The 20339-nt window shown below is 66.9% G+C and carries 24 protein-coding genes; 6 read left to right on the top strand and 18 right to left on the bottom strand.

All coding sequences use genetic code 11. From position 1 onward, the window contains the following. Positions 1-140 precede the first annotated feature (140 nt). Complete coding sequence (locus ACYU98_RS05720) at positions 141-1232, top strand: ABC transporter ATP-binding protein (protein ID WP_460467227.1); 1092 nt, start codon at positions 141-143, stop codon at positions 1230-1232. A gap of 94 nt (positions 1233-1326) precedes the next feature. Further along, positions 1327-2574, top strand: coding sequence for a DUF4032 domain-containing protein (locus tag ACYU98_RS05715; RefSeq protein WP_460467226.1), 1248 nt, complete (start codon positions 1327-1329; stop codon positions 2572-2574). Between the two features lie 37 nt (positions 2575-2611). Here ACYU98_RS05715 and ACYU98_RS05710 read toward each other — a convergent pair whose 3' ends face one another. From ACYU98_RS05710 to ACYU98_RS05695, 4 genes are read right to left on the bottom strand one after another with little or no spacing between them, the layout of a single operon-like run. Continuing rightward, positions 2612-2989, bottom strand: coding sequence for a DUF2752 domain-containing protein (locus ACYU98_RS05710; protein ID WP_460467225.1), 378 nt, complete (start codon positions 2987-2989; stop codon positions 2612-2614). Between the two features lie 35 nt (positions 2990-3024). Next, positions 3025-3543, bottom strand: coding sequence for an NINE protein (locus ACYU98_RS05705; RefSeq protein ID WP_460467224.1), 519 nt, complete (start codon positions 3541-3543; stop codon positions 3025-3027). A gap of 17 nt (positions 3544-3560) precedes the next feature. Continuing rightward, positions 3561-4070, bottom strand: coding sequence for a CD225/dispanin family protein (locus tag ACYU98_RS05700; protein WP_460467223.1), 510 nt, complete (start codon positions 4068-4070; stop codon positions 3561-3563). A 57-nt stretch (positions 4071-4127) separates the two neighbouring features. Beyond that, on the bottom strand, positions 4128-4613 hold the full coding sequence (locus ACYU98_RS05695; RefSeq protein WP_460467222.1) for a DUF2752 domain-containing protein: 486 nt from the start codon (positions 4611-4613) through the stop codon (positions 4128-4130). Positions 4614-4667: 54 nt separating this feature from the next. Between ACYU98_RS05695 and ACYU98_RS05690 the strand changes: the two genes are divergently transcribed. After that, positions 4668-5123, top strand: coding sequence for a DUF2752 domain-containing protein (locus ACYU98_RS05690; RefSeq protein WP_460467221.1), 456 nt, complete (start codon positions 4668-4670; stop codon positions 5121-5123). Between the two features lie 62 nt (positions 5124-5185). Here the strand turns inward: ACYU98_RS05690 and ACYU98_RS05685 are convergent, their stop codons facing one another. From ACYU98_RS05685 to ACYU98_RS05650, 8 genes are all read right to left on the bottom strand, one after another. Next, positions 5186-5644 (bottom strand): DUF4190 domain-containing protein, encoded by a 459-nt coding sequence (locus tag ACYU98_RS05685; RefSeq protein ID WP_460467220.1) that lies wholly within the window; start codon positions 5642-5644, stop codon positions 5186-5188. A gap of 111 nt (positions 5645-5755) precedes the next feature. After that, the gene (gene rlmB / locus ACYU98_RS05680) at positions 5756-6709 is read right to left on the bottom strand and encodes a 23S rRNA (guanosine(2251)-2'-O)-methyltransferase RlmB (RefSeq protein ID WP_460467219.1); all 954 of its coding nucleotides are present in this window, start codon (positions 6707-6709) and stop codon (positions 5756-5758) included. Positions 6710-6712: 3 nt separating this feature from the next. Continuing rightward, on the bottom strand, positions 6713-8146 hold the full coding sequence (cysS, locus tag ACYU98_RS05675) for a cysteine--tRNA ligase (RefSeq protein ID WP_460467218.1): 1434 nt from the start codon (positions 8144-8146) through the stop codon (positions 6713-6715). A 14-nt stretch (positions 8147-8160) separates the two neighbouring features. Further along, the gene (locus ACYU98_RS05670) at positions 8161-8817 is read right to left on the bottom strand and encodes an MBL fold metallo-hydrolase (protein WP_460467217.1); all 657 of its coding nucleotides are present in this window, start codon (positions 8815-8817) and stop codon (positions 8161-8163) included. Beyond that, positions 8814-9914 carry an S-(hydroxymethyl)mycothiol dehydrogenase gene (locus tag ACYU98_RS05665; protein WP_460467216.1) on the bottom strand — a complete coding sequence of 367 codons (1101 nt, stop codon included), beginning with the start codon at positions 9912-9914 and terminating at the stop codon, positions 8814-8816. The genes ACYU98_RS05670 and ACYU98_RS05665 overlap by 4 nt, the downstream gene beginning before the upstream one ends. 80 nt (positions 9915-9994) lie before the next feature. Further along, on the bottom strand, positions 9995-10483 hold the full coding sequence (ispF, locus tag ACYU98_RS05660; protein ID WP_460467215.1) for a 2-C-methyl-D-erythritol 2,4-cyclodiphosphate synthase: 489 nt from the start codon (positions 10481-10483) through the stop codon (positions 9995-9997). After that, positions 10480-11658, bottom strand: coding sequence for a 2-C-methyl-D-erythritol 4-phosphate cytidylyltransferase (gene ispD / locus ACYU98_RS05655; protein WP_460467214.1), 1179 nt, complete (start codon positions 11656-11658; stop codon positions 10480-10482). The genes ispF and ispD overlap by 4 nt, the downstream gene beginning before the upstream one ends. 14 nt (positions 11659-11672) lie before the next feature. Beyond that, the gene (locus ACYU98_RS05650; protein ID WP_460467213.1) at positions 11673-12155 is read right to left on the bottom strand and encodes a CarD family transcriptional regulator; all 483 of its coding nucleotides are present in this window, start codon (positions 12153-12155) and stop codon (positions 11673-11675) included. Between the two features lie 263 nt (positions 12156-12418). Between ACYU98_RS05650 and ACYU98_RS05645 the strand changes: the two genes are divergently transcribed. Continuing rightward, the gene (locus tag ACYU98_RS05645; protein ID WP_460467212.1) at positions 12419-12946 is read left to right on the top strand and encodes a hypothetical protein; all 528 of its coding nucleotides are present in this window, start codon (positions 12419-12421) and stop codon (positions 12944-12946) included. A 66-nt stretch (positions 12947-13012) separates the two neighbouring features. Here ACYU98_RS05645 and ACYU98_RS05640 read toward each other — a convergent pair whose 3' ends face one another. After that, positions 13013-13696, bottom strand: a complete 684-nt coding sequence (locus tag ACYU98_RS05640) for a winged helix-turn-helix domain-containing protein (RefSeq protein ID WP_460467211.1) — start codon at positions 13694-13696, stop codon at positions 13013-13015. Beyond that, on the bottom strand, positions 13693-14871 hold the full coding sequence (locus ACYU98_RS05635) for a sensor histidine kinase (RefSeq protein WP_460467210.1): 1179 nt from the start codon (positions 14869-14871) through the stop codon (positions 13693-13695). Before ACYU98_RS05635 ends, ACYU98_RS05640 begins: the two co-directional genes overlap by 4 nt. 184 nt (positions 14872-15055) lie before the next feature. Between ACYU98_RS05635 and phoU the strand changes: the two genes are divergently transcribed. Then, complete coding sequence (phoU, locus tag ACYU98_RS05630) at positions 15056-15706, top strand: phosphate signaling complex protein PhoU (RefSeq protein ID WP_460467209.1); 651 nt, start codon at positions 15056-15058, stop codon at positions 15704-15706. 117 nt (positions 15707-15823) lie between these two features. Here phoU and ACYU98_RS05625 read toward each other — a convergent pair whose 3' ends face one another. Genes ACYU98_RS05625 through mshA form a run of 3 tightly spaced genes read right to left on the bottom strand, consistent with a single transcriptional unit; the run spans position 15824 to position 18372 of the window. Then, the gene (locus ACYU98_RS05625; RefSeq protein ID WP_460467208.1) at positions 15824-16567 is read right to left on the bottom strand and encodes a phosphoglyceromutase; all 744 of its coding nucleotides are present in this window, start codon (positions 16565-16567) and stop codon (positions 15824-15826) included. 9 nt (positions 16568-16576) lie between these two features. Continuing rightward, complete coding sequence (locus ACYU98_RS05620; RefSeq protein ID WP_460467416.1) at positions 16577-17056, bottom strand: YbjN domain-containing protein; 480 nt, start codon at positions 17054-17056, stop codon at positions 16577-16579. 5 nt (positions 17057-17061) lie between these two features. Then, a complete protein-coding gene (mshA, locus tag ACYU98_RS05615) occupies positions 17062-18372 on the bottom strand; it encodes a D-inositol-3-phosphate glycosyltransferase (protein WP_460467207.1) in 1311 nt (436 codons plus the stop codon). 34 nt (positions 18373-18406) lie between these two features. Here mshA and ACYU98_RS05610 point away from each other — a divergent pair, with 34 nt between their 5' ends. After that, the gene (locus tag ACYU98_RS05610; protein ID WP_460467206.1) at positions 18407-19201 is read left to right on the top strand and encodes a class I SAM-dependent methyltransferase; all 795 of its coding nucleotides are present in this window, start codon (positions 18407-18409) and stop codon (positions 19199-19201) included. 6 nt (positions 19202-19207) lie between these two features. On the opposite strand, the gene manA is transcribed toward ACYU98_RS05610, so the two are convergent. Beyond that, a complete protein-coding gene (gene manA, locus ACYU98_RS05605) occupies positions 19208-20335 on the bottom strand; it encodes a mannose-6-phosphate isomerase, class I (RefSeq protein WP_460467205.1) in 1128 nt (375 codons plus the stop codon). Between the last annotated feature and the right edge of the window lie 4 nt (positions 20336-20339).

Raw genomic sequence — 20339 nt, 5'->3', positions numbered from 1 at the left:
ACGGGCTGGGGAGACGTTCTCAACCGAGCGCGCGGTGGGGCATGATGTGACGTGGGCAACAGCAACCTGCTGTCGTCCTGCTGTTCACCCCCTTTACAACGGATCGTCCGGCACGTTCCTGCCGGTGGAGGAGATTCACCATGGCTACGGTCACTTTTGACAAGGCAACCCGTGTTTACCCGGGCGCCACTACCCCCAGCGTCGACTCGCTGAACATCGACATCGCCGACGGCGAGTTCCTGGTGTTGGTCGGCCCGTCCGGCTGCGGAAAGTCCACCTCGCTGCGGATGCTCGCCGGGCTCGAAGAGGTCAACTCCGGCAGAATCCTGATCGGTGACAAAGACGTCACGAACCTGTCCCCCAAGGACCGCGACGTCGCCATGGTCTTCCAGAACTACGCGCTCTACCCGCACATGACCGTCGGCGACAACATGGGCTTCGCCCTCAAGATCGCCGGTATCTCCAAGGACGAGATCAAGAAGCGTGTCGCCGAGGCCGCGAAGATCCTGGACCTCGAGCAATACCTCGACCGCAAGCCGAAGGCACTCTCGGGTGGTCAGCGGCAGCGCGTCGCCATGGGTCGTGCGATCGTCCGCTCCCCCCAGGTCTTCTTGATGGATGAGCCGTTGTCGAACCTGGACGCGAAGCTGCGCGTGCAGACCCGCACCCAGATCGCCTCGTTGCAGCGCCGACTGGGCACCACCACCGTCTACGTGACCCACGACCAGGTCGAGGCCATGACGATGGGTGACCGCGTTGCGGTCCTCAAGGACGGTCTCTTGCAGCAGGTCGACACCCCGCGGCGGATGTACGACCACCCGGACAACGTGTTCGTCGCCGGCTTCATCGGCTCGCCGTCGATGAACCTGGTCGACATGGACGTCGTTGACGACGGCGTGAAGTTCGGTAGCGCGATCCACCCGATCGACCGCGACACGCTGGCCAAGTCTTCGGGCAGCAAGGTGACCGTCGGCGTTCGCCCGGAGGATCTTGTTCCGTCGAGCACCAACGAGGGTCTGGGTGTCGAGGTCGACGTCGTCGAGGAACTCGGCGCTGACGCCTACATCTACGGCCACCTCGCCGGAACCAACCCGTCGGCCACCGACCGGCCGATCGTCGCACGCGTCGACGGCCGCAACGTTCCGATGAAGGGTGAGACCATCCACTTCACCCCGAAGCAGGAACACATCCACCTGTTCGACGTCACCTCGGGCGACCGGATCAACGACTGACGCAACACCGCCCACGACGCCGTCGCCCAACTGGGCGGCGGCGTCGTCGTGTGAAGACCTTGGGAGACCGCCGCAGTTCTGCCACGATGAAGGAATGGCACTCGACATCACCGCGGGACGCCCGTGGCCGGCACTGTTGGATCTGCCGTGGTCGACCCCACTGGAAGAGTGGCCGGACGACTTGCTCGCGGCGCTGCCGCGCGGCATTTCGCGCCACGTCGTGCGCTTCGTACGCCTCGAGGGCCGGATCATCGCGGTCAAGGAAATCAAGGCTGACATCGCCCGCCGCGAATACGACATGCTGCGCGCGCTGCGCCGCCTCGACCAGCCCTGCGTCGAGGCCGTCGGGGTCGTCAGCGGCCGGACCGCCGCCGACGGCACCCCGCTGGACGCCTGCCTGCTGACCCGCCACCTGCAATTCTCGTTGCCCTATCGCGCGATGCTGAGTCAGACATTGAGCGAGGAGTCGGTCACCCGCTTGGTGGATGCGCTGGCGATCCTGCTCGTACGCCTGCACCTCGTGGGGTTCTGGTGGGGTGATGTGTCGTTGTCGAACACCCTGTTCAAACGGAATGCGGGCTCGTTCGCCGCCTACCTGGTCGACGCCGAGACCGGTGAACTTCGCAACGAACTCAGCCGCGGCCAACGCGATCACGACCTCGATATTGCGCGAGTGAACATCGCCGGCGAACTGATGGACCTGCAGGCCGGCGGCTACCTGGACGAAGAACTGGATCCTGTCGAGTTGTCCGAGCAGATCCTGCGCCGCTACGACGACCTGTGGGGCGCGCTGACGGAGCTCGAGAGTTTCCAGATGGACCAACGGTGGCGAGTCGAGGAGCGCATCCGAACCCTCAACGAGCTCGGTTTCGATGTCGGCGAACTCGACATCACCACCGACTTCGACGGCACCAGCGTTTCGATTCAGCCGAAGGTGGTCGACGCCGGCCACCACAGTCGGCGCATGCTGCGCCTGACCGGTCTGGAGGTCGAGGACAATCAGGCGCGCCGCCTGCTGAACGACCTCGACTCCTTCCGCGCCAGCCAGGACCGGCAGAACGATGACGAAGACGTGGTGGCCCACGACTGGCTGACCCGGATCTACGAGCCGATCACCCGGTCGGTGCCCCCGGCGATGCGCGCCAAACTCGAGCCGGCCGAGCTGTTCCACGAGGTGCTCGAACACCGTTGGTACATGTCTGAACGGGCCCAACACGACGTCACCATCGAGGTCGCTGCCAAGGACTACGTCGACCACGTGCTGCCCGCCAAACCTGATGAGAAATCGGTGGTCGGCGTCGACACTCAGGAACTTCCGGTCCGCGCCCAACCACACCCGTAGTCAACGTTTTTGGTCGCGATAGCAACCACTTTCGCGGCTAACCCACCCACTGCCAGCGGCCGGTCGCCACCAGCACGATCCGGATGACGCCGTAGACGCCAACAATGATGGCCGCCACTGGGAACGCCACGCGCCGCAACCATCGCGGCGGCGACTCCCCGCGCGCCCAGGCGACCCCGGCGGCGACGCACCACAGGGCGGCGAGCGCCATCACCAGCGGGGTCAGCGGGTTGAACGTCATCGCTTCGGTGAAGCGGCCGTGACCGATCAAAGTCCAGGCGCGAGTCATTCCGCAGGTCGGGCAGGGCAAACCGGTGAGCAGGAGGAAGGGGCAGGTCGTGGGTCCGTGCATCACCGCGCCGGGTCGCAACCAGAGTGCTGCGGACAGCAGGACGCCCGCCCCGGCAGCCTGCATGAGGGCCGGGGCGGGCGCGCGCGCCGCGGTAACGGTCAGCTCAGGGCCCGACCGTCGGCGTCGGGCAGCTTGCGCATGGCGATCAGAATGAGGTCAATGAGCGACCAGATGCCACAGCCGCCGAGGGTGATCAGCTTCAGCACCCCGAGGCCGGTGTAGCCGAGGTAGAAGCGGTCGACACCGAGCCCACCCAGCACCAGCGACAGGATCAGCGCCATCATCCACTCCTTGTCGGAGAAGACGCCGGGAACCTGCTTGGCCTGGAACGGGTTGCCGCCGCTGGCGGAACGCACCAGGGTCTCCGGCTTGAGCTGACCGGCGGAGGCCATCTGCTGCAACTGGCCGTAGCTGACCGGGCCCTGCTCGGTGCCCATCGTGTTGATGAAGAAGCTGTCGTTCTGCGGGCCGGAGCCGTAGTTCTCCTGCGGCTGCTGCATCGGGTCGTAACCCTGCTGCTGGTCGTAACCCTGCTGCTGGTCGTAACCCTGCTGCTGGTCGTAGGCCTGCTTCGGGTCGTAGCCCTGGTTGTTGTCCTGCGGGTAGTCCTGAGACATTGTCGATTCCTTCGGGTTCAGTAGGTCGAGCTGGAGGAAGAGTTGGTGGCGATGATGAGCAGGATGCCGACGTAGAGCACGCCCACTACCAGCGAAACGATTGCCGAGGCGATGGCCCACAACTTCGCCTTACGGGCGGATTCATGGGCGCCCTGCACATCGCCCAGGGACCACTTCGAATTGACCTGCGTCGAGAACACCACCGAGACGATCCCCAACGGCAAACAACACAGCACGGTCGACAAGATCGCCCACACCAAGTAGTTGTTCGGCGGCGGACCGGCGGGCGTTTTCGGATAGCCGTACGGGCTGGACTGTCCGTAATAGGGCTGCTGCTGTTGGCCGTAGGGCGCCTGCTGGCCGTACTGCGGCTGACCATATTGCTGGCCGTACTGCGGCTGACCGTATTCCGGCTGCCCCTGCTGGCCGTACGACTGCGTCGGACCGTACGGATCGGTCTCCGGCTTCTGGCCGTACGGATCGTTCTGGCCGTACTGCGGCGACCCGTAGGGATCGTTGGTACTCATCTGGATGATTCCCCTGCGATTGTGGACGGTCGGACGATTCTAAGTGGGCGCCGGAGGTCAGGCTGGGGACAACCAAGTCCACCCCGGGATGTTGCGCGCCACCCAGAACACAAGAATCACCAGCGCCAGCGCGCTGGTCACCCATGGACGAGCCAGGGTGCGCTTCGGTTCCCCACGCCATTGCCGAAGCGTCCAGCGCCCGAACACCACGAGCAGACCGGCGATCGCCACGACGGCCATCGGGTTGAAACCGGCCGCGGCCGGCAGGTCGCCGTGGGTCAGCGACGCGATTGCGCGCAGCGCGCCGCAACCGGGGCAGTAGAAGCCGGTCAGCGCGAGGAAGGGGCAGGTCGGGTAGTGCCCCGGCGACCGCGGATCCACGGCATGAAGCAACAAACTTGCACCGACGATCCCGGCACCGATGGTGGTCGGCCTGATCATCCGACGCCCGCGAGACTGACTCGGCGACCATCCCGCGTCGACATCGGAGTGGACCACGAAGACGCCCGCGCGCGGCCGGGCGGCCCGGGGTGGCTGATCCACGGTCATCGTCCTCCTTCGGTGTGTCGCGCTCATGATCCCACCTACTCTGGAGTGGTGACGACCATCGAACGTCCGACGCACCACGACGAGGTGCGCGACCCCCGACCCCTGTCACGCCGGGTGGGACCCTCGTTGCTGCTCGGCGGCATTGTCGCCACGAGCACCCTTGCGCTGCACCTGCACGACCCACATCAGAGCGGAAGTTGGGGCAAATGTCCCTCGCTGCTGCTGTTCGGCGTCTACTGCCCGCTGTGTGGTGGGTTGCGCGGAGTGAACGACCTGACCAACTTCCATTTCTCCGCCGCGGCATCAAGCAACGCCTTGAGTCTGGTGCTGTTGCCGGTGCTAGTTCTCTGGTGGTGTTCAGTCATGCGCGATCGGATTCGCGGGTCGCAACGAGCGTGGCTGTCGTACGCGCCGGGGCACCGTCTGGACATCGCGATCCTGGTCGTCGTGCTGGTCTTCACCGTGGTGCGCAACCTGCCGTTCGGGGCTGCGCTCGCCCCGTGAGCTGTTGACAGATAGCCGAAGCGCCCGGTCCGATGGACCGGGCGCTTCGTGGTTCTGCTGGGTCAGCGCGAGGTGTAGTACACGATGTTGCCGATGACGCCGAGCACCAACATGACCACGCCGATGATGATGGCCTGGTTGGCCTTCTTCTCACCGGTCTGCTGGCCGTTGGACGCCTTGATCTCGGACTTGGCCATCACACCGAGCACGATCCCGGCGATGGCCAGGATGCCGCAGCAGATGCCGGCAATGCTCAGGTAGAAGCCGATCTTGGCCTTCTGGTTTTCCTGCACCGGGACCTGGCCCTGGTAGCCGGCCTGCGACGGGTCGTACTGCGGGGCAGCGCCATATTGGCCACCCTGCTGCGGCTTGCCGTAGTCGCCACCCTGCTGGCCGTAGTCCGGCTGGCCGTACTGGCCGGGCTGCTGCTGGCCGTATTCGCCACCTTGCTGCGGCTGACCGTAGGGCTGGTTGGGGTCGTACGGCTGATTCGGGTCCTGCGGCGAACCGTAGTTACTCATTTTTCCCTCCTGGCGGCGACGTATCGCCGTGTGTCCCACCGGTGAGCCCCGGCGTGTTGACCCCAGCTTAGGAAAGCCCGAACCTCGCGCGGGTGATCGGCACGGCCCGATTCAGCGGGCGGCGCGCTTCGTGGCGATCTGGTAGAGCGTCACCGAGGCCGCGATACCGGCGTTCAACGACTCGGTCGCCGAGCTCATCGGCACCGACACGATCTGATCACAGGTCTGCGCGACCAATCGCGACAGACCCTTGCCCTCGGACCCGACAACGACCACGAGCGGCTCGTTGGCCAGTTCCAGCGAGGGCAATTCGACGTCACCATCCATGTCGAGGCCGATAACGAAGAAGCCCGCCTTGCGGTATTCCTCCAGCGCCCGGGTCAAGTTTCCGGCCTTGGCCACCGGAACCCGCGCGGCCGCGCCGGCCGAGGTCTTCCACGCCGCGGCCGTCATGCCGGCCGAACGCCGTTCGGGCACAACCACACCGTGGCCGCCGAACGCGCCGACGGAGCGGATGATCGCGCCGAGGTTGCGCGGATCAGTGATGCCGTCGAGCGCAACGATCAGCGGAACGCCGGGTGTTTCGGGGTCGATCAGGTCGGAGGGGTGGGCGTATTCGTACGGCGGGATCTGCAAGGCAAGACCCTGGTGTACGGCGTCATCGGTCAGCCGGTCGAGCTCACCGCGCGGGGTCTCCAAGATCGGAATTCCCCGATCGGCCGCCAACTTCAGCGACTCCCTGACCCGGTCGTCGGAATCGATCCGCCCGGCGACATAGAGGGTCGTTGCTGGAACGTGCTCGCGCAGCGCCTCGACGACCGAGTTGCGGCCGGCGATGACCTCCGACGACGCCTTGCCGCGGCGCGCGTTGGCTGCCTTGCGGGGTGCCGACTTCGACGCGCGCTCGGCGCTCTTGTGGGCCTTGTGATAGGGGCGATCGCTGGCCTTGGGCGTGGGGCCCTTGCCCTCGAGACCGCGACGACGCTGGCCGCCGCTGCCGACGACCTGGCCCTTCTTGGAGCCCGTCTTGCGGACGGCTCCGCGACGCTGGGAATTGCCGGGCATGTGTCAGTCCTTCGTTCGAGCGGTGCGTTCGGCGGTCGTCATCAACGACCAGCGCGCACCGTCTGTGGTGTCTTCGACCGCGATGCCGGCGTCGGCCAGCTGGTCGCGGATCGCGTCTGCTGCGGCGAAATCACGGCTCGCCCGGGCCTGTTTGCGGTGGCCGAGAAGCAGCTCGACGACGGCGCCCAACGAGTCGGTTGCACCAGTGTCACCGCCGTTGGCCCACTGCGGGTCGAAGGGGTTCACGCCGAGGACCGCGGTCATCGCCACGACCTCCAGCGCCTTGCGTTCGGCGCGGTCGTCGTCGCCCTCGTCGAGCGCGGTGTTGCCCTCGCGAATGGCCTCGAAGACCACCGCCAGCGCACCGGATACGTTGAGGTCGTCGTCCATCGCAGCCGCGAATTCCGTTGGCACCTCGAGGGACTCATTCGGCCCCTGGGGTAGAGCCCGACCCAGGAATCCTTCGATCCGGTCGACCGCGGCAGCCGCCTCGTCGAGCGAACCCTCGTGATATTCGATCGTTGCGCGGTAGTGGACGCTGCCGAGGTAATAGCGCAGCACCAACGGGCGGACGGACTTGGTGATCTCACCGACGGCGAGGGTGTTGCCCAGTGACTTGCTCATCTTCTCGCCGCCGAGAGTCACCCACCCGTTGTGCATCCAATACCGGGCGAAGCCCAGCCCGGCCGCCCGCGATTGCGCCTGCTCGTTCTCGTGGTGCGGGAAGCGCAGGTCTATGCCACCGCCGTGGATGTCGAACTCATCGCCGAGCCAGCGGCGGGCCATGGCGGAGCACTCGAGGTGCCAGCCGGGGCGACCACTGCCGTACGGCGTCGGCCAGGCGGCCGACTCCGGTTCCCCGGCCTTGTGGCCCTTCCAGAGGGCGAAATCCCGCGGATCGCGCTTGCCGCGCGGATCGGCGTCACCGGCCGGCTCCATGTCATCGAGCTTCTGCCGGGTCAGGCTGCCGTAGTCGTCCCAGGACTGCACGTCGAAATAGACGTCGCCACTGCCATCGGCGGCTGGGTAGGCGTGGCCCTTTTCGATCAGGACGTTCATCAGGTCGACCATGTCGGTGACGTGGCCGGTGGCGCGCGGTTCGTACGAAGGCCGTTGCACTCCCAGCAGATCGAGCGCGTCGTTGGTCTCGCGCTCGTGGGTGTAGGACCATTCCTGCCACGGCACGCCGTGGTCGGCCGACTTGTTCAGGATCTTGTCGTCGATATCGGTGACGTTGCGCACCAACGTGACGTGATAGCCATGGCCGGTCGTCAGCCAGCGGCGCAAGATGTCGAACGCCACGGTGAACCGAACGTGGCCGATATGCGGAGACCCCTGCGTGGTGAGCCCACAAATGTAGATTCCCACCTGGCCGGGTCGGCGCGGCTCGAAGTCGCGCAACTCACGGGTGGCGGTGTCGAAAATCTGCAAAGGCACCCGTGAAGTCTAGGTCAGGCGCCGGCCGGTCGTTCCCACTGCGGTTCGCGCTCGATCTCCGCGCCGATCGTGGTGTTGTCGCCATGTCCGGTGAGCACCACCGTTTCGGGCGGATATGCGAACAACTTCGTACGGATGGAGTCGGTGATCTGGTCGTAATCGCTGAAACTGCGGCCTCCGGTGGCACCCGGACCACCCTGGAAGAGGGTGTCGCCGGTCAGCACCACGCCCAGGTCAGCCACCCGGAAAGAGCAAGCCCCCTGGCAGTGACCCGGGGTGTGCAACACCTCGACGGTCACCCCGGCGACCGGGATCTGCTGGCCGTCGGAAAGCTCCTTGTCGGGCGCTGCGGAGTAGACGCGGTTCCACAGTTCACGATCGGCTGGGTGCAGGTGGGTCGGCGCGGCGGTCGCAGCCACCAGGTCACCGGCCGCGTCGATGTGGTCGTCGTGGGCGTGGGTGAGCAGGACCGCGACGAGCTTGCGTTCGCCAACGGCAGCGAGGATCGCTGCAGCGTCGTGGGCTGCATCGACCACCACGCACTCGGTGTCGTCACCGATGATCCACACGTTGTTGTCGACGTCCCAGGTTCCACCGTCCAAGCTGAAGGTGCCCGAGGTGACGACCCGCTCGATGCGGGTGTTCCCCTGCGCGGCAACAACATTGGTCACGACGAAGCCCCGTCGATCTCCACGACGCTGCGCAACACGTCGCCGGTGTGCATCTTCTCGAACGCGGCCTCGACGTCGCCCAGCCCGATTCGCTCGGTGATGAAGGCGTCGAGGTCGAACCGGCCCTGCTGGTAAAGGTCGATCAGCATCGGGAAGTCGCGCGAGGGGAGGCAGTCGCCGTACCAACTCGACTTGAGCGCACCGCCGCGACCGAAGACCTCGATCAACGGCAATTCGATCTTCATGTCCGGCGTCGGCACCCCGACCAGCACGACGGTGCCGGCCAGATCGCGGGCGAAGAACGCCTGCTCGTACGTTTCCGGCCGGCCGACCGCTTCCACCACGACATCGGCGCCGAAGCCACCGGTCAGTTCGCGGATCTTCTCGACCGCATCGTGTTCGCGTGAGTTCACCGTGTGGGTGGCGCCGAAGTGTTGGGCCGTGGCCAGCTTCGTGTCATCGACGTCGACGGCGATGATCGTGGTGGCGCCGGCGATCTTCGCGCCGGCAATGGCGGCGTTGCCCACACCACCGCAGCCGATGACGGCCACCGAGTCGCCGCGTCCGACGTTTCCGGTGTTGACCGCCGCGCCGAAGCCGGCCATCACTCCGCAGCCGAGCAGACCGGCTGCCGCGGCAGAGGCTTTCTCATCGACCTTGGTGCACTGCCCGGCGGCGACGAGGGTCTTCTCGATGAACGCGCCGATGCCGAGCGCCGGGCTGAGCTCGGTGCCGTCGGTCAGGGTCATCTTCTGCTGCGCGTTGGCGGTGTTGAAGCAGTACCACGGCTTGCCCTTGGCGCAGGCGCGGCACTGACCGCAGACGGCCCGCCAGTTGAGGATCACGAAGTCGCCCGGCTGAACGTCGGTGACGCCCTCGCCGACCGCCTCGACCCGGCCCGCAGCCTCGTGGCCGAGCAGGAACGGGAACTCGTCGTTGATCCCGCCCTCGCGGTAGTGCAGGTCGGTGTGGCAGACACCGCACGCCTCGATCTTCACCACTGCTTCGCCCGGGCCCGGATCGGGCACCACGATGTCGACCAGTTCGACCGGCGCACCCTTGCTGCGCGCGATGACACCCTTGACGGTCTGGGACATGACCACTCCTTCGCTCGGCTCCGCTCCGAACTTACGCGATCGGCTTCGGGCGCTACGAGTGGATGGGTCAGGGCTCGGAATCAGGCAGGTTCGTGGATGACCAGCGCGGTCGCGAACGCGCCGACGCCCTCGCCGCGACCGAGGAAGCCGAGGTGGTCGGTGGTCGTTGCCGACACCGACACGGCTGCCCCGCCGAGCGCGGCTGAGATCGCGCTCTGCGCCTCCGCCCGACGCGGGCCGACCTTCGGCCGGTTGCCAACGATCTGCACCGCGACGTTGCCGATCACGAACCCGGCGGCGGTCACGGTCTGCAGCACGTCGGCGAGCATCGCCGCACCGGTGGCGCCCTTCATCTCCGGGCGGTCCACCCCGAACTGGGTGCCCAGATCGCCGAGCGCGGCGGCTGACAACAACGCGTCACAGATCGCGTGAACCGCGACGTCACCATCGGAGTGACCCTCGATGCCGCGCTCCCCCGGCCATGACAAACAGGCGAGCGAGAGCGGCCGGTCGTCGGTGGCATAGGCGTGGACGTCGACACCGATCCCGGTGCGCGGCAGGGGGGTCATCGGCGTGTTCTCCTCAAAGCAGCACAGATCTGATCGACCGATTCGGCCACGCCGGACGCAGCGCTGTCGATCTGCAGGTCGGGTTCGTGGTCGGCGTAGCCGTGGTCCATTACTTGCCCCCAGGTCGGCGGCACCAGCCCGGCGATGTCGGCGATGCGGTCGGTAACGCGGCGTTCGTGTTCGGTCTCGTCGGAGCAGACGATCTCCACCTCGAGCACCCGCGCGCCGGCGTGGTCGGCCACCTGGCGCCAGGCAGAGCGGGTGACCTCCAACGGGTTGACCGAGTCCGCGACAACGCTCACCCCGCAAGAGAGCTGGTCAGCAGTCACCGCGTAGCCGACGGCATAGCCGCCAACGGAGGGGCGCTCGATCTCACCGGAATCGCGCATCGCCTGTTCGATGGTGTCGACCCGGACGTACGCCGCCCGCAGCCGGGTGGCCAGCGCCCGCGCGATCGTCGACTTCCCGACGCCGGGCAGACCGGCGAGAACGATCAGCTCAGGTGTCGCCGCCGGGACCTGCAAGCGTTCGAGGTCGGCCGGAGTCGTGACCTTGTGGGCCAACGGATCCCCGGGCACAACTCGTACGCTCCCGCCGGCCCGCTCGACCAACGCGGCGTCGTCGGTGGCCGACGCGCCACCAGCGTGGGCTTTTTCAAGGGCCGCCCGACGAAAACCCTGCGGCGTCTGAACCGCGCGCAACCGCGCTCGATCCGCAGTGGCGGTGACGACGTCGTCACCGTCGACTTCCTTGATCGTGTCGACCACCGGCAGCCCGGGCACCACGGCGTCGGCACCTTCACCAACGGCCGCGACCACCCTGTCGAAGAGGGCGGCTGGAGCGAAAGCGCGGGCGGCGTCGTGGACCAGCACGATCTGCACCGCAGGCCCGAGGGCGGCCAGTCCGGCCGCGACCGAGTCGGTGCGTTCTGCGCCACCGTCGACCAGCCGGGCGCCGGACAGGGCCTGGGCGAACTGCGCTCGGTGAGTTGGGGGCACCACCACGACCACCTCGTGTGGATGCGCCATCGCGCCGATCGCGCGCATCGCGTGAACCACCAACGGTTCACCGTCGACCGCAACCAACGCCTTCGGGATGCCGGCGCCCAGACGGGTGCCCATCCCAGCGGCAACGACGACAACGCCCACGATCGGGAGATCGTGGGCGTCGCTCATGAACTGTTGCTGCGTCAGGAGGCGAGGACCTCGTCGAGGGTGGCCTCGGCCTTGTCCTCGTTGGTCTGTTCGGCGAGCGCAAGCTCGGAGACGAGGATCTGCCGAGCCTTGGCCAGCATCCGCTTCTCCCCCGCGGACAGGCCGCGGTCTTGGTCGCGGCGCCAGAGATCGCGGACGACCTCGGCCACCTTGATCACGTCACCGGAGGCGAGCTTTTCGAGGTTCGCCTTGTAACGACGCGACCAGTTCGTGGGCTCCTCGGTGTGTTCGGCGCGCAGCACCTCGAACACACGGGTGAGGCCCTCCTTGCCGACAACATCGCGGACACCGACCAGGTCGCAGTTCTCTGCCGGGACCTCGATGGTGAGGTCGCCTTGAGCGACCTTCAGAACGAGGTATTGCTTGTCCTCGCCCTTGATCGTGCGGACTTTGATTGCTTCGATGAGAGCCGCCCCGTGGTGCGGATAAACGACCGTCTCGCCGACCTTGAAAACCATGTGTGTTGTGCCCCTTTCGCGAGGTCAAGGATACCACGGGTGGCGGCGGTCACAGCAACGTTTGCGCAGGTCAGCGCACCAGCGCGCGATCCACAGCGGCGCGTCACACCCTTGACAACGGCCGGTCCACGTGTTTCACGCGCGCGCCTGCGCCCGGCTGATGACCGTCTGCGCCTGGCTGATTGCGGTGGCCACGCGCGCCCGAACACCCATCGGCGGGACCGCCCGACGCCGCACGGCCGTTTGCCGGTAAGATGCGGCCTGTGATGCGACGACTGACCTCCGTCCCGGCCGCCCGCCGCGGCGCTCTTGCGACCCTGGCTGCCGCCGGCGTCACCATGTCGATGAGTGGCTGCATGTATTTCTCCGACGCGCAGACCGATGCCCACTACGTCCCTTCCGACGGCACGATCAGCAACGTCGGCAGTGTGCAGTTGAGCAACGTCTTGGTGGTCACCACCGCCAAGGGTGCCAAGGGCAGCGTTCAGGGCCTGGCAACGAACAACAGCGACCAGGCGGTCGAACTGACGGTCACCCCGCAGGGTGGAACCGCCGCGAAGGTGTCGATCCCGCCGATGACGTCGGTGCGCCTCGACGGCAAGGCGAACGGCAACGGCAGCGCGAAGACTAACGCGATCGCTGTCGCCACCACCCCGGTCGCCCCCGGTGCGCAGATGCGGATCGTCTTCGCCACTGCATCCGGCGGCCAGGACTCCGCCAACGTTCCGGTGCTGCTCGACCAGGCGCCCTACGGCAGCGCCAAAGTCTCCGAGCCCGCGGCCGAGGGCTGACACACACCTACCTACGCGAAGGGGCGGAGCCGAATCGGCTCCGCCCCTTCGCGCGTTCGGCGCCGGTCAGGACCCTTCGTACTTGTAACCCAAACCGCGCACCGTGACGATGATGGCCGGGTTGCTCGGGTCCTGTTCGATCTTGGCGCGCAACCGCTTGACGTGGACGTCGAGGGTCTTGGTGTCACCGACGTAGTCGCTGCCCCACACCCGGTCGATCAGCTGGCCCCGGGTCAACACCCGACCAGCATTGCGCAGCAACATCTCCAGCAGCTCAAACTCCTTGAGCGGCAACGCGACCGGCTGACCCGACACCGTGACGGTGTGGCGTTCCACGTCCATCCGAACCGGACCGCTCTGCAGCGTCGCCGGCATCAAATCGTCGGGTTCCTGCCCACGGCGCAGCACCGCCTTGATCCGGGCGAGCAACTCACGCGAGCTGTAGGGCTTGGTGACGTAGTCGTCGGCGCCGATCTCGAGCCCGACCACCTTGTCGACCTCGCTGTCTTTGGCGGTCAGCATGATGATCGGCACATTCGACTTCTGGCGGATCACTCGACAGACGTCGACGCCAGACATGCCCGGCAGCATCAGGTCGAGCAACACCAGATCCGCGCCACCCCGATCGAAGTCGAGCAGTGCATCGGGTCCGGTCTCGGCGAGAGCCACCTCGTAGCCCTCCTTGCCGAGCAGGTAGGTCAACGGGTCCGAGAGCGATTCCTCGTCCTCGACCAAGAGGATGCGGGTCATTCGGGGGCCTTTCGGTCGGCGTCAGGTTCGGCTGCGGGCAACGGTGCGGCCGCAGGAAGTCGAATGGTGAAGGTGGATCCGTGGCCCTCTTCGGACCACACGGTGACCTCGCCACCGTGGTTCGCACTCACGTGTTTCACGATGGCCAGGCCCAGGCCTGTGCCCCCCGTACGCCGGGAGCGGGCTGCGTCGACACGGTAGAACCGCTCGAAGATCCGCTCCAGGTCGATCGCCGGGATGCCGCTGCCTTGATCCTTCACCGAGATGGTGATCAGGTCGGTTGTTCCCACGACGGTCAGCGCGACCTTGGTGTTGGGCCCGCTGTAGTTCACCGCGTTCTCGACCAGGTTTCGGATCGCGGTGGTGATCAGATTCGGATCCCCGAACACCTCAGCCGGGGCGGACCCCAGATCGGTGACCAGCGAGATGTTGCGATCCTCGGCCAGTAGTCGGAGGTGGTCGACGGCGTCTCGGGCGCAGGCTCGTACGTCGATCCGTTTCGGATCATCGAGGGTGTCGGCGACCTGCAGACGCGACAACTGCACGATCTCCTGCACCAACCGGGTCAGCCGATCGGTCTCGCCGCGCATCCGGCCGCTGAACCGTCGTACGGCCTCAGGATCATCGGCAGCGTCGAGCACCGCCTCGGCCAGCAGACTCAGCCCGGCCACGGGTGTCTTGAGTTCATGACTGACGTTGACCACGAAATCGCGCCGGGTCTCCTCGACCCGCCGCGAATGGGTTCGGTCGTCGGCCAGCACCAGAACGTTGTCTCCCAACGCAGCGACTCGCACCCCGAGGACCAACCGGCCGCCGGCATTGAAGCCGCGCGCCACATCGAGTTCAACTTCGTGCAAGTCGTGATCGCGTCGAGCTGAGCGCACCAGGGTGCGGACCTGCTCGTGGGCAACCTCCGACCCGCGCACCAGGCCCAACTGTGTCGCTGATGCCGATGCACGAATCACCCGATCGCTGGGGTCAACAACCAAGGAGGCGGACCGCAGGACGTCGAGGACCTCGCCCACCTTTGGGTGGACCGCCGGTCCGACCGGCGCTACCGCGGGGGCCGCCTGGACAACGCCGGAATGCTCGCTACGTCGACGCGACGCGGCCAAGCTCAGGCCGATCGCCACACCGACAGCGAGGGCCAGGAGAGCCACGACATACGGGAGCACGGGCCCAATGTAACCGCAGCGCCGCGGTGGATTCGCGGTGCATTCACGCTGGTGAGCGCCGTACGACTGGGGTCCATCGGCCGTTCACCGAGTAGAATTGCGGAGTTCACCGGGCCCTGCGACCCTCAGCACGCGTCGCGCGCGGCGCCAACTGCCACGTCGAAAGATCAAGGACCACCCCAGCATGCGCAACGCCTTCCACGATGACCTCGACCGAGTCTCGGACCAACTGGTCCACATGACCGATCTCGTCGGCACCGCGATGCAGCGCGCGACGAAGGCCCTCGTCGACGCCGACCTCGCTCTCGCTGAGAGCGTGATCGCTGCCGACGACGACATCGACGCCGTGCGCCGCGAGGTCGACGACCTCGCCGTCGACCTCCTGGCCCGCCAGCAGCCCGTCGCCACAGACCTGCGCATGGTGGTGACCGCGATGCACATGGCTTCCGACATCGAACGCATGGGCGACCTCGCGCGGCACATCGCCAAGGTGGCGCGGATGCGCTACCCCGCCAGCGCCCTGCCCGACAACGTCCGCCCGAAGATCACCGCAATGTCCGAGTGCGCGATCGAGCTGGCTCGGATGACCGGCGTGGCCATCGATTCCAAGGACGTTCGCGCGGCCGCCGACATCTCCCGCGCCGACGACAAGATGGACGAACTGCACCGCGACATCTTCGCCGCGATGGTCGATCCCGCCTGGGACAAGCCGACCGAGACCGCCGTCGACGTCACCCTGCTGTCTCGCTACTTCGAGCGCTTCGGCGACCACGCGGTCGCCGTTGCGGACCGCATCGTCTACCTGGTGACGGGCCGCTACGCCGAAGAAGACTGATCACCTTCCGCTCCCTCAACGCGTGAACCCCCCGACTCTGACGTCGGGGGGTTCACGCGTTTTCCGGCGGTCACCCGGTTGTCACCACTGGCAGTCCGGGCGGCCCTTTCAGAGTTTCTATCGGCCCTGGTTCGCGACTGCAGCGGCAGCCGTCTTTGCAGCCTCGGGATCGAGGTATTCCCCTCCCCGGACGGTGGGGCGCAGGTCGTCGTCGAGGCGGTAGACCAGCGGCATGCCGGTCGGGATGTTGAGCGCGACGATGTCGTCGTCGGAGATGCCGTCGAGGTGCTTGACCATGGCGCGCAGACTGTTCCCGTGGGCCGCGACGAGCACCGTCTTGCCGGCCACCAAGTCGGGCACGATCGACTCTTCCCAGTAGGGCAGGAACCGAGCGACGACGTCCTTGAGGCATTCGGTGCGCGGCGCCTCGTCGCCCAAGTCGGCATAGCGCGGGTCGCTGTCCTGAGCGAACTGCGATCCATCCTCGATCGGCGGCGGCGGGACGTCGAACGAGCGGCGCCAGGTCATGAACTGCTCTTCGCCGAACTCCTCCAGCGTGGCCTTCTTGTCCTTGCCCTGCAGCGCGCCATAGTGACGCTCGTTCAGGCGCCACGACCGCTTGACCGGGATCCAGTGACGGTCAGCGACATCGAGCGCGAGGTGGGCGGTGGTGATCGCCCGACGCAGCAGCGAGGTGTGGACGACGTCGGGCAGCACGCCCGCTTCCTTCAACAGTTCTCCGCCATGGGCGGCCTCGCCGCGACCCTTCTCGGTGAGGTCAACATCGACCCATCCGGTGAAGAGGTTCTTGGCGTTCCAATCCGATTCGCCGTGACGCAGCAGCACGAGTGTGTAGGTCATGCCCCCAGCCTATTCACCGCTGAGCAAGTGGCGGAAAGCTTCCAGATTGCGAGTCGATTCCCCGCGTGAGATCCGCCAGTCCCACTCTTTCTGCATCGAACTGCGGAATCCAATCACCAGCAGGTCGTTGAACGGCTCGTCGGCTGCCTCGAGCAGCACGCCGAACAACTGGTCCAAATAGGTCTCATCGACCGCAGCCAACGGCACCCGGCCGCCGACGTAGACATCGCCGCTGGCGTCGATCGAATAGGCCAGGCCGCGCAGCCGCAGATTGCGCCGCAACAGCCAGCGATAGAACTCCAGGTGGTTCTCATCCGGCTTGCGAATCACGAACGCGGTGGCCGCCAGATCGTGGCGCCCCACCACCAGTGACACCACCGTCTTCAGCTTGCGCTCCCCCGGCAAGGTGACGACGTATTCGCCCTCGTTGACCCCGCCCTCCCATTCGAGGTCGGCGTCGGTCGCCACCTTCTCGATCAACTGCCCAATAACGCTCACGGCACTACCGCCGTTGGCACCTGCGCAAACCCTGCCGCGACCGTGTTCGCCGGTGGTTTCACCTCACAAGCATGGCGGTAGACCTCGAAAAGGGCATCGGTCGTGGCATCCCAGGAGAACAGTTGCGCCCGGCGGGCGGCGTTCTGCCCCAGCCGTTCCCGCTGCGCGGGATCATCCAGCAGGTTCGCGATCGCGTCGGCCCACAGCACGGGGTCGTGACCATCCACCAACACACCGCCATCGCCGACCGCGGTCGGCAGACCACCCACGCGCGCAGCCAATACCGGTGTGCCACAAGCCATTGACTCAATGGCGACCAACCCGAACGACTCTGAATACGACGGCACCACGGTCAGATCGGCGGCGACGAACCAGCGGGCCAACCGCGCGCGGTCGGCAGGCGGGACGAACTGCACGATGTCGTCGATGCCCAGCTCCTTGGCCAGAGCCTGCAACGAACGGGGGCGCTCCAAACCGGTGCCGCTGGGGCCGCCGAGGATCGCAACGGTGAGCCGGTCGCGCCGCTCCGGCTGCCGCCGCACCAATTCCGCCACGGCCCGGATCAAGACGTCCGGGGCCTTCAGCGGCTGGATTCGACCGACGAACAGCAACACCTCACCCTCGGGCGGCAGACCGAGCGCCGCCCGCGTCTGCGCGCGATCGGCGGGATGCAGCACCTCCAGGTCGACACCTGGGGGCACTACTCGTACGCGGTCGGGGTCGGCGTCGTAGAGGTCGATCAGCTCGTGGGCTTCGGTGTCGGTGTTGGCGGTCAGCCAACTGGCGACGCGGACGACCTGTTCCTCGCCGATCTCGCGCCCCTTCGGCTCGGGCCGGTCGCCCTCGGCGAGTGCCTGGTTCTTCACCTTGCTCATGGTGTGCATGGTGTGCACCAGAGGCACGTTCCACCGGTCGGCAGCGAGCCAGCCGACCTGGCCCGAGAGCCAGTAGTGCGAATGAACCAGGTCGTAATAGCCCTCGGGGCTGGTGGCCACGAACCGCATCACGCCAGCCGCGAAGGCGCACAGCTGGCCGGGCAGATCTTCCTTCACCAACCCTTCGTATGGGCCGGCATCGATGTGGCGGACGATCACATTCGGCGCGAGCTCGACGACGTCGTCCTGATCCCGGGAGGTGCGCCGGGTGAAGATCTCGACCTCGACCCCGCGACGGCCCAGCCGTTTGGCCGTCTCGACGACGTAGACGTTCAGGCCACCGGCGTCGCCGGTTCCGGGTTGGTCGAGCGGGGAGGTGTGAACGCTGATCATCGCCACTCGGCGCACCGGGCATCCGCTCGAATCGGTCATACCCTCCAGTGTCGCACCCACCTACGATGACCCGGTGAGCAGCAAGGGACCGGTGGGCGCGATCACCCGCGGCACCACCGGACCCAACCGGCTGCGTCGCTGCGACCGATGGTTGGTCGCCACCCAACGCGAGCGACTGCTTGCCCCCAGAGCCGCTCCCCTGGTCGTCGACCTGGGCTACGGCGCTTCCCCGGTCACCGCCGTGGAACTGCGCTCCCGGCTGCTACCTCTGCGGCCCGATGTTCGCGTCGTGGGGTTGGAGATCGATCCCGCGCGGGTGCGGGCGGCACAGCCCTTGGCCGGCGACGGTTTGGAGTTTCGGCTCGGCGGATTCGAGGTGCCGGTCGCCGGATCGGCAACGGTGGTGCGCGCGTTCAACGTCCTGCGCCAGTACGACGAGAATCAAGTGCCGGCGGCCTGGGACCAGGTGGTCGGCCGCCTGGCGCCCAACGGCCTGTTCATCGACGGCACCTGCGACGAGATCGGGCGGCTTGCCACCTGGATCGCGCTGGACCGCCTGGGCCCGCAGACGCTGACCTGCTCATGGCGCCTGGCTGGGTTGGTCGACCCGACACAGATCGCGCAGCGGTTGCCTAAGGCGCTCATCCACCGCAACATCCCCGGCGAGCCCATCCATGCATTCCTCACCGCGCTGGGGCGCGCGTGGGCTCACGCCGGCCCGTATGCGTCGTACGGTGCCCGCTCCCGGTTCCTCGCCATGGCGGCGACCCTGAAGGACGAGGGGTGGCCGATCATCGGCGATCAACGGCGTTGGCGGCTGGGCGAACTCACCGTCGCGTGGTCCGCGGTGGCGCCGCTGGCGGACTGACTTCGATCAGAGGTTGCCGGTCGTGGCGACGTAGGCGGTCGCGTCCCCAGAGCAGGTGACCGCGGGCGCGCAGGCCGGCACGAAGGCGGAGCAGGCCGGTCCGAGCGTCAGGCTCTGGTCGCCGGAACGCAGCGTGAGACTTCCGCCAATCGCCAGCACGATCCGCGGGGTGGCTGGCGCCGGTAGGTCCACCGGGTCATCGCCGGGCAAGATCCGGTGGAGCCCGAACCAGGCGGTGTCGGCCGGCAGGCTCTGGACCCGTACGAAGTCGTTCAGCGGGTGGGCGCTGATCGGCACCTCCGTGTCGACGATCCGCAGCAACTCGGCGACGTTCGTCTCCTTGGGTGTCAGGCCCGCTCGTACGACGTTGTCGGAGTTGGCCTGAACCTCGACGGTCAACCCACGTACGGAAGTGTGCAAGGCGCCCGCCGGAACGCGGACGTAGTGTCCGGCCGGAAGGTGGTGGTAGCCCATCGTCAACAGGACCACAACACCGAAATCACCCGGGAACTCCGCAGAGACTCGCGCAATCGCATCGAATTCGGGTGCGGCAGTGCGCCGTTCGACGCATGCCTTAACGACCGTGTCGCAAAGGGTCCGCTGCTCGCCGACTGGTAGACCGAGCAGGCCACCGAGTAGTTCGTGACAACTGGTGGCCGATTCGACCCGGTCGATGAGCGCCCCGACACCCAAGGCACGGGCCCGCTGGGCAACCTGGTCGAGGCTCAGACTGCCGGCGAACAGCTCGTAGTCGCTCAGCGTAAGCAACGCCTCGGGTTTAGGTCGGTCGTCACCGTAGGTTCCGGGGTCGGCGCTCGCCAGATGATGCTCGGCCGGGTGGGCTTGCAGCGACAACGGTCGGGCCGGGGCGAGAACCTTCAACAGATAGGGCAGGCGATGTCCGAAGCGGGCCACCGCGGCCTCGCCGAGCATCTGCTGCGGGTTGCTCGCGATCAGGGCGTCGAGCGTGGTGACCGAACCATCGACGACCACCCCTGCGGGGTCGCCTTCATGCGCACCCATCCACAGTTCGGCTTCCAGCTGCGGCGTTGGAAATGGGCGCGCCGACAATTGGGCCAGGGCGCGATCGGAGCCCCACGCGTAGTGGCGAATGCGTGGATCGAGACGAAACATGAAA

This window comes from Calidifontibacter terrae (genome assembly GCF_054778835.1).
Note: the sequence above shows the minus strand (reverse complement) of the source record. Positions and strands in the feature narration are given on the sequence as shown.

What these genes read in the sequence shown, in the direction of transcription:
- ACYU98_RS05720 (WP_460467227.1), top strand. Translation starts at nt 141, where the DNA reads ATGGCTACGGTCACTTTTGACAAGGCAACCCGTGTTTACCCGGGCGCC.
- ACYU98_RS05715 (WP_460467226.1), top strand. Translation starts at nt 1,327, where the DNA reads ATGGCACTCGACATCACCGCGGGACGCCCGTGGCCGGCACTGTTGGAT.
- ACYU98_RS05710 (WP_460467225.1), bottom strand. Translation starts at nt 2,989, where the DNA reads ATGCAGGCTGCCGGGGCGGGCGTCCTGCTGTCCGCAGCACTCTGGTTG.
- ACYU98_RS05705 (WP_460467224.1), bottom strand. Translation starts at nt 3,543, where the DNA reads ATGTCTCAGGACTACCCGCAGGACAACAACCAGGGCTACGACCCGAAG.
- ACYU98_RS05700 (WP_460467223.1), bottom strand. Translation starts at nt 4,070, where the DNA reads ATGAGTACCAACGATCCCTACGGGTCGCCGCAGTACGGCCAGAACGAT.
- ACYU98_RS05685 (WP_460467220.1), bottom strand. Translation starts at nt 5,644, where the DNA reads ATGAGTAACTACGGTTCGCCGCAGGACCCGAATCAGCCGTACGACCCC.
- rlmB (WP_460467219.1), bottom strand. Translation starts at nt 6,709, where the DNA reads ATGCCCGGCAATTCCCAGCGTCGCGGAGCCGTCCGCAAGACGGGCTCC.
- ACYU98_RS05665 (WP_460467216.1), bottom strand. Translation starts at nt 9,914, where the DNA reads ATGTCCCAGACCGTCAAGGGTGTCATCGCGCGCAGCAAGGGTGCGCCG.
- ispF (WP_460467215.1), bottom strand. Translation starts at nt 10,483, where the DNA reads ATGACCCCCCTGCCGCGCACCGGGATCGGTGTCGACGTCCACGCCTAT.
- ispD (WP_460467214.1), bottom strand. Translation starts at nt 11,658, where the DNA reads ATGAGCGACGCCCACGATCTCCCGATCGTGGGCGTTGTCGTCGTTGCC.
- ACYU98_RS05650 (WP_460467213.1), bottom strand. Translation starts at nt 12,155, where the DNA reads ATGGTTTTCAAGGTCGGCGAGACGGTCGTTTATCCGCACCACGGGGCG.
- ACYU98_RS05640 (WP_460467211.1), bottom strand. Translation starts at nt 13,696, where the DNA reads ATGACCCGCATCCTCTTGGTCGAGGACGAGGAATCGCTCTCGGACCCG.
- phoU (WP_460467209.1), top strand. Translation starts at nt 15,056, where the DNA reads ATGCGCAACGCCTTCCACGATGACCTCGACCGAGTCTCGGACCAACTG.
- ACYU98_RS05625 (WP_460467208.1), bottom strand. Translation starts at nt 16,567, where the DNA reads ATGACCTACACACTCGTGCTGCTGCGTCACGGCGAATCGGATTGGAAC.
- mshA (WP_460467207.1), bottom strand. Translation starts at nt 18,372, where the DNA reads ATGACCGATTCGAGCGGATGCCCGGTGCGCCGAGTGGCGATGATCAGC.
- manA (WP_460467205.1), bottom strand. Translation starts at nt 20,335, where the DNA reads ATGTTTCGTCTCGATCCACGCATTCGCCACTACGCGTGGGGCTCCGAT.